The sequence below is a fragment of the Streptomyces sp. NPDC002845 genome (genome assembly GCF_053591955.1).
This window is the reverse complement of record NZ_JBSFUU010000170.1, coordinates 1-5,442: the sequence shown is the minus strand read 5'-3', so window position 1 is coordinate 5,442 and position 5,442 is coordinate 1. Positions and strand designations below refer to the sequence as shown.

Below are 5,442 nucleotides of genomic sequence, written 5' to 3'. Positions count from 1 at the left end.
TTCATGCGCGCCAGCGGCGACCAGCTCCGCCAGATCACCACCCTCGTCGACCAGGGCGTGGTGCGCCCGGTCGTGGGAAAGGTGGTCGGCTTCGATCAGACCCCGCACGCGCTGCAGTCCCTGTCCCAGGGGGGCATCCGCGGCAAGGCCGTCATCGGCAACAGCTGACCCGCCGCAACCGCGACGGGCGACACGAAACACACAGCGACACAGCACACGCAAGGAGACTCCGTCATGAGCAGCACCGACACCCCGAACGAAGCCGTCATCACCTCCTACGCGCAGGCCCCGGCCCGCACCGTCAGCGCCGGCGGCGTCACCTACGCCTACCGCGAGCTGGGACCGAAGGGCGGCATCCCCGTCGTCTTCTTCGTCCACCTCGCCGCGACCCTGGACAACTGGGACCCCCGCATCATCGATCCCATCGCGAAGGGCCGTCACGTCATCGCCTTCGACAACCGCGGTGTCGGGGCATCCACCGGTCAGGTGCCGGACAGTGTCGAGGCGATGGCCGACGACGCCTACACCTTCATCAGGGCGCTCGGGTACGACAAGATCGACATCTTCTCCTTCTCCCTCGGCGGCATGGTCGCTCAGGCCCTGGTGGTGAAGCACCCCGAGCTTGTCCGCAAGCTGGTCCTCACCGGCACCGGGCCCAAGGGCGGCAAGGACATGGACAAGGTCGCCAGAGTCACCTACTGGGACATCCTGCGTGCCACGTTGACCCGTTCGGACCCCAAGGAGTTCCTGTTCTTCAACCGCAATGCCACTGGCAAGCCCGCCGCACGCGCGTTCGTCAACCGGCTCAAGGAGCGCACCGTCGACCGCGACGCGGACATCAAGACCAAGGCGTTCCAGACGCAGCTGAAGGCCATCAAGAAGTGGGGGCGCTCCGCCCCTGACGACCTGTCGTCGATCACGCAGCCCACCCTGATCGCCAACGGCGACAACGACCGCATGGTGCCGTCGGTCCTGTCGGAGGACCTGCACCGGCGCATCAAGGGCAGCGAGCTGATCATCTACCCCGACTCCGGGCACGGCGGCATCTTCCAGTACCACCAGGAGTTCGCCCCCGTCGCGGTCGAGTTCCTGGCTCGATGACCACCACCTGACCAGGAAAAAAGGGCAACATCATGAGCACGTCACCGGTCGCCGCGCCCCCGGAAGTGAAGAAGCCTCTCACCTCCTCGATCCTGCTGTGGGTGCGCACCGACCGGCCCCGCCAGACCGGCATGGACCACTGGAAGGGCCCGCACTCAGGGATCATCTCCGCCACCCCGGGTCTGGAGGAGTACCGGCAGATCCACCTCGCCGAGCGCAACACGGGCCTGTGGCCGGCCGTCGACGGGGTCCAGACCGCGATCCCCGCCGACCGGAAGATCGACGGCGTCGCGGAAGTCACCTTCCAATCGGTGCTTGCGCCCCTGAAAGGGCGCGAGCAGACGAAGCTGGCCTACGCCGACGAGATCAACGTGTTCCGCCGCACCCTGCTCTACGCCGGCCCGCCGAACTCCTCTCGGTGGTACGACGTCGCAGGCCCCGGACAGACGGTCGGTGCCCGCGCGCTGATCTACCTTCGCCGCAGAGACGGGGTCGGCGCCGGCGCCTTCCGGAAGCTCGTCAACGAGCAGCTCGCACCCGCGCTCGCCGGCACCGGAGTGCTGAAGGAGCTGCGCACGCAGACGTTCCTGCCCTGGATCGAAAAGCTCTGGGACACCCCGGACGTCGCCCACGACAACCCCCACGACCAGCACTTCCACGCCTCGGTCAGCCTCGGGTTCACCGACACCGCGGCACGGGACGCCTTCTTCACCGGCCACGTGATCGAGGGCCTGTCCAACCGGCTGGCACCGCAGGTCTCCGCGATCCACGCCTACGACGTCACCGCCACTCTCACCTACGTCAAGAACGGCGAGATCCTCCCGCGCTACCAGGAGTGAGCAGCGCAGACGGGAAGCGGGACCGCCGGATCTGCTCAGCACATCCATCCGCCCCGGCTTCCTTGCCCTCCTCGCACCCCAATCGCCGTCTGATACCCCTCACGCATCCGGAGCCAGCCATGAGCGAGCAGCAGAGCACCATCCACTACGAGCGCACCTCACCGCAGATCGCGAAGATCACCTTCGCCAACCCGCCCGTCAACCTCATCGCCGGCGAGACAGTCCTGCGCCTCATCGAGATCGTCACCGAACTGGCCACCGACCCGGACATCCAGGTCGTGGTGTTCGACAGCGCCACCCCCGACTTCTTCTACAACCACTTCGACCTGGCCGCCGCCGCCGACTTCCCCGCCTCCGAGGACCCGGACGCGGTGCCGGCATGGACGAATCTGGTCCTGGAACTCTCCAAAGCGCCGTACATCACGATCGCGGCCATCCGTGGACGCACCCGCGGCGGCGGGAACGAGCTCGCCCTCGCCCTCGATCTGCGCTACGCCAGCCGTGAGAAAGCGATCTTCGGACAGCCCGAGGTCGGTAGCGGACTGCTGCCCGGCGGTGGTGGCAGCGAACGCCTGCCCCGGGCCATCGGACGCGACCGCGCCCTGGAAGCCATCCTCACCAGCGACGACTACGACGCCGACACCGCCGAACGCTGGGGCTGGGTCACCCGCGCCCTCCCGGACAGCGAACTCGACGCCTTCGTCGGCACCGTCGCCGCCCGGCTCGCCTCCTTCGACCGCACCTCACTCGCCTCGGCCAAAGCCCAGATCAACCGGGCGTCCCTGCCCCCGGACGCGGACCTGGTCGCCGCGTACGGCGAGTTCGCCCACTCCCTCACCCTCCCCGGTTTCCTCACCCGGGCCGCAGGCACGCAGGCCGTCGTCGAACAGGCCGGCATCGACTTCGAGTACCGTCTCGGGCACTACATCGGCATCGCCAACCAGCAGCGCTGACACCCATCAGAAAACGAGGACGGACGCAGCCGATGCCGCGTCCGTCCTCTTTTGCCGCGGGGCCCACCTGATTTCCGACGTCTTCGGCACCGTGGTCGACTGGCGCACCAGCATCGCGGGTGAATTCGAACGCGTCGGCGCCCTCTCCGGGCCACGGACCGATTGGCCAGGACTCACGACCCAGTGGCGCAGCCTGTACCCGCCGACACTGCTGCGAGTGGTGGCGGGGGAAGTGCCCTGGCGGTCGCTGGACGAACTACACCGGATGATGCGCGGACGAGTGCGTGCCGAGCATGGCCTGACCAAGGCTTCACCGACACCGACCGGGCCGAACTCGCGGTGCCTGGCACCGCCTGAGCCCGTGGCCGGACAGCCGCGATGGTCTGTCACCACGGTGGTGCCCCGCTGCTGATCGGGCTGCTGCCGGATCGACCGCCGATGTCATCCACGGCTCGACGGCCGCGACGGTGCACCCCTTCTCGACACCGGCCGGCCAACTGTTCGAACGCCATGGATCACGGGATCCCGACGTGAAGAGATCACATCGGGACCGAGGAACAGGCTCAGGCGTTCGTGCCGCGCAGGTCCGGGTAGAGCGCCTCGACCGGGCCGCTCAGAGCCGCCTTGACCCCCTGGGTCAACTCGTCGGCCAAGACCTCGTACTCGCCGGCCTCGACCGCGTCGTAGACCGTCGTCACCAGCTGCGTCGGCAGCATCTTGGGTCCCTCGGCGTGCGCGGCCATGTCGGTGTCGACGTAGCCCATGTGCACACCCGTCACGTGGACGCCCATGGGTGCGAGCTCGATGCGCAGAGAGTTGGTGGCCGACCACAGTGCGGCCTTGGACGCGCTGTAGGCGCCGCCGAAGGCGTACCAGCTGGCAACGGAGTGCACGTCTATGAGGATCGACCCCTGCTTGGCGGCGAGGATCGGTGCGAAGGCGCGGGCAAGGAGGACTGGTCCGAAGAAGTTCGTCTCCATGTTCGCCCGGATGTCCGCCTCGGTGACGTCCAGCAGGCTCGCGCTCGGCGGGGTGGCGCCCGCGTTGTTGACGAGCGCGGTGGCGTCCGCCGCGGCGGCGACGGCCCCGGCGATCGACGCGCGGTCGGTGACGTCAAGGGGCAGGGGGACGATGCGTTCGTCGTCCCAGGCGCGGGGGGTACGGGCGGTGGCGTAGACCTTGGCGGCGCCGCGAGCCAGGGCCTCGTGGACGAAGTGGGTGCCGATACCGCCATTGGCGCCGGTGACGAGGACGACTGCTCCATCGAGAGAGGGCATGGGTTCCTACTTTCCGAGGGGGATGTGAAGTACGTGGCTGCGCACGGATGGAGCAACGACACGTCGCCCCGCGATGGGAGAATGAACGGAGCCACATTCGAGCCCACATGATATTGAGTACAATCATAACTGATTGTAGTCGGAATCTATTCCTGGAGGACGCGACCATGCCTGTCGGACGGCGCGAGCGGAACAAGCAGGAGAAGTTCGACCGCATCGTCGCTGCCGCCACTGAGCTGTTCGCCGAACACGGCATCGATGAGGTCACGACCCAGCAGATCGCCGACAAGGCCGACATCGGCACCGGGACCCTCTTCCTCTATGCCAAGACCAAGGGCGAACTCCTCCTCCTCGTGCAGAACGCCAAGTACGCCGAAGCGCTCGAGCAGGGCCGGGCAGACGCCGAGATCGTCCCGGGCGTGCTGGACGCGGTGCTGGCGATTGTCCGGCCGATCGTGGAGTGCAACCGCACCCAGATCGACAACGGACGTACCTACCTGCGAGAGATGGTCTTCGGCGACCCCGAGGAGCCCCGGCACGGCGCGGCACTCGCCATCGTCGCGCAGACCGAGGAGGCCGTCGCCGCCGTGCTGCGCCGAGACGAGCGGGTCGCAGAGGGCGACGCCGCGACGCTGGCACACATCGTGTCCGCCGTGATGTTCCTCAGCATGGCGGCGAGCATGAACATCGCCTTGAGCGTCGAGGAGATCATGCAGGACATCCGCAGGCAGGTCGACGTCCTGCTGCCTCACTGACGCACGTCCCCAGCCTCAGGCCCAGGTGACCATCCGGGCAGTCCTCGGCTGCGGCATGGCCCGAATCCCCAAATGACAGGTCATCCGGCCGTTGCTGCTCATGCCCGCATGACTGGACGGGTGGGGCGGTCGGCCGGAGGGCTGCCGTCACCGCGTGCTGCTGGGATTCCGGAGGCGGTGCTGCGCTGTGACCAGCGGCCCGGCGATCTGGCCGGCGGGAACGGGGTGCACCGCACCACCGTGAGCCGGTGGGTCCGGGAGGTCGTGGGCCTGCTGGCCGCCCGCGCCCCGCGCCTGGACCGCGCGTTGAAGAAGATCGCCCGAAAGGGCGGCGGGGTGGCCCTGCCGGTGTTCGTACTGAGGCGACTGGGAGCCGGCCTCGTGCTGCTCATGGTACTGAGCTGGGCTTGCGTCGGTCGGCTGCGGTCAGGCTTCTGAGCTCCGTGCCGCCACCTGGTCGCTGTTGTGGTGTGCCAGTGACGCGAGAATTTCCTTGCGGCAGACATCGAGGATTTCG

Annotated in this window: 6 protein-coding genes and 1 pseudogene; 6 read left to right on the top strand and 1 reads right to left on the bottom strand. The window is 68.0% G+C overall.

The features are described from left to right. Window positions 1-3: 3 nt before the first annotated feature. From ACWD3C_RS47595 to ACWD3C_RS47580, 4 genes are all read left to right on the top strand, one after another. A complete protein-coding gene (locus tag ACWD3C_RS47595) occupies window positions 4-168 on the top strand; it encodes a zinc-binding dehydrogenase (protein WP_451154917.1) in 165 nt (54 codons plus the stop codon). 66 nt (window positions 169-234) lie between these two features. After that, window positions 235-1,101 (top strand): alpha/beta fold hydrolase, encoded by an 867-nt coding sequence (locus tag ACWD3C_RS47590; RefSeq protein WP_451154915.1) that lies wholly within the window; start codon window positions 235-237, stop codon window positions 1,099-1,101. A gap of 32 nt (window positions 1,102-1,133) precedes the next feature. Beyond that, window positions 1,134-1,940 (top strand): strictosidine synthase, encoded by an 807-nt coding sequence (locus ACWD3C_RS47585; RefSeq protein ID WP_451154913.1) that lies wholly within the window; start codon window positions 1,134-1,136, stop codon window positions 1,938-1,940. A gap of 119 nt (window positions 1,941-2,059) precedes the next feature. Continuing rightward, the gene (locus ACWD3C_RS47580) at window positions 2,060-2,893 is read left to right on the top strand and encodes an enoyl-CoA hydratase/isomerase family protein (RefSeq protein ID WP_451154911.1); all 834 of its coding nucleotides are present in this window, start codon (window positions 2,060-2,062) and stop codon (window positions 2,891-2,893) included. 563 nt (window positions 2,894-3,456) lie between these two features. Here ACWD3C_RS47580 and ACWD3C_RS47575 read toward each other — a convergent pair. Beyond that, a complete protein-coding gene (locus ACWD3C_RS47575; protein ID WP_451154909.1) occupies window positions 3,457-4,170 on the bottom strand; it encodes an SDR family oxidoreductase in 714 nt (237 codons plus the stop codon). Window positions 4,171-4,337: 167 nt separating this feature from the next. Here ACWD3C_RS47575 and ACWD3C_RS47570 point away from each other — a divergent pair, with 167 nt between their 5' ends. Next, window positions 4,338-4,925: a TetR/AcrR family transcriptional regulator gene (locus tag ACWD3C_RS47570; protein WP_451154907.1), complete on the top strand. Its 588-nt coding sequence runs from the start codon at window positions 4,338-4,340 to the stop codon at window positions 4,923-4,925. A 108-nt stretch (window positions 4,926-5,033) separates the two neighbouring features. Next, window positions 5,034-5,270, top strand: a pseudogene (locus ACWD3C_RS47565) (IS5/IS1182 family transposase); the annotation flags it as partial. Between the last annotated feature and the right edge of the window lie 172 nt (window positions 5,271-5,442).

What these genes read in the sequence shown, in the direction of transcription:
- ACWD3C_RS47595 (WP_451154917.1), top strand. Translation starts at nt 4, where the DNA reads ATGCGCGCCAGCGGCGACCAGCTCCGCCAGATCACCACCCTCGTCGAC.
- ACWD3C_RS47590 (WP_451154915.1), top strand. Translation starts at nt 235, where the DNA reads ATGAGCAGCACCGACACCCCGAACGAAGCCGTCATCACCTCCTACGCG.
- ACWD3C_RS47585 (WP_451154913.1), top strand. Translation starts at nt 1,134, where the DNA reads ATGAGCACGTCACCGGTCGCCGCGCCCCCGGAAGTGAAGAAGCCTCTC.
- ACWD3C_RS47580 (WP_451154911.1), top strand. Translation starts at nt 2,060, where the DNA reads ATGAGCGAGCAGCAGAGCACCATCCACTACGAGCGCACCTCACCGCAG.
- ACWD3C_RS47575 (WP_451154909.1), bottom strand. Translation starts at nt 4,170, where the DNA reads ATGCCCTCTCTCGATGGAGCAGTCGTCCTCGTCACCGGCGCCAATGGC.
- ACWD3C_RS47570 (WP_451154907.1), top strand. Translation starts at nt 4,338, where the DNA reads ATGCCTGTCGGACGGCGCGAGCGGAACAAGCAGGAGAAGTTCGACCGC.